Origin of the sequence: Silvania hatchlandensis (assembly GCF_025564065.1) — a bacterium.
GTDB classification, from domain to species: Bacteria; Pseudomonadota; Gammaproteobacteria; order Enterobacterales; family Enterobacteriaceae; genus Enterobacter; species Enterobacter hatchlandensis.
Genome location: NZ_JAMGZK010000023.1, coordinates 1 through 1,135 on the forward strand (window position 1 = coordinate 1; position 1,135 = coordinate 1,135).

The following is a 1,135-nucleotide window of genomic DNA, read 5'->3' on the forward strand; positions in this document are numbered from 1 at the left end:
CTGATTCGGCCAGTAGCCTTTCAGATGCCCCGCCATTTTAATCATCTGATATCTCACCAGATTATACGCCAGTAATACGCCCCACAGCTCCTGCTCCACAAGCTCCGGCTTTTTACTTCTCAGCGTCAGCCTGCTCAGTTGCATCGTCTGTTTTATCTCTCTGTACCCCAGTTCGATTTCCCAGCGATGGTCGTACAGATCTGCCATCTCTGCCCCCGGATAACGCATGGCGTCCGTCATCGACGTCAGCAGATGGTACACTTTTCCTTTGCGCGTTACGGTCAGCAGGCGGGCTGTCATCTCATTGCCCAGACCCGCCCACTTTTTCCGTGCCTGCGGGCTGGTTTTCAGCTTCACCAGATGGTCCCCCTTACCCAGCTTCCTGACCTCTTCATACTGCGCGCCTTTCCTGAGCGGGATCATCCAGTGCCGGTGTTCTCCCGCCTGGCTCCATGCATTCAGCAGCCCCAGAGAGTAATAGCCTTTATCCATCAGGGTCAGGGTGTTATCGCCGGTCTGCTCTATAAGCTGTGCAGCGAGTTCATTTTCACTGTCCTTCATCGTGCCGAAGGCCGCTGCCGTCAGCAGATGGCTGGTCAGCTCCATCTGACAGACCATTTTGACCTGCGGGTAGAGTGCCGGGTTCCCGCCATGCGTCTGGCGGGGGAAAGCGGCGTCGTTTTCTGGCGTGTCGGGTGTGCGCCAGAACACACCATCGATGGCCAGCAGGGTCAGGCCGCACCAGTGCGGATGTGGCGTGGCGTTATGCCAGAGCTGCGCGGTCTGTGTGAACACGCGGCGGACGGCCTCGCTGCCCAGCCGCTGACGGGCCTGGATCACGGCGCTGGGCGCGACGAAGGGACGACTGCCTGGCAGCATGATGTCCAGGCGATTCACGATCTGATGAAGGGGTTCCTTGCGTTCAAGCGCCATACCGACAATACACCAGACCATCATTTCCAGCGGCAGGCGACGCTTGCGCAGGGTGACGGTCCCGGCTTCGGCCAGACAGCGGGAAATCAGTTCCGGGTCCAGATAATCGCCCAGAGAAGTCAGAGGGTTACGCAGGGAATCGTAACGGGATACCAGATCAAGAGCCTGTCCAATGTGCATAAAAAAATCCGGAAACGAGTGA

General features: G+C 58.1%; 1 protein-coding gene. It reads right to left on the reverse strand.

Annotation, left to right across the window (positions count from 1 at the left end; genetic code table 11):
* On the reverse strand, nt 1-1,113 hold a 1,113-nt coding region (locus M8014_RS00120; RefSeq protein WP_271280568.1), incomplete at its 3' end, for an IS4 family transposase.
* Between the last annotated feature and the right edge of the window lie 22 nt (nt 1,114-1,135).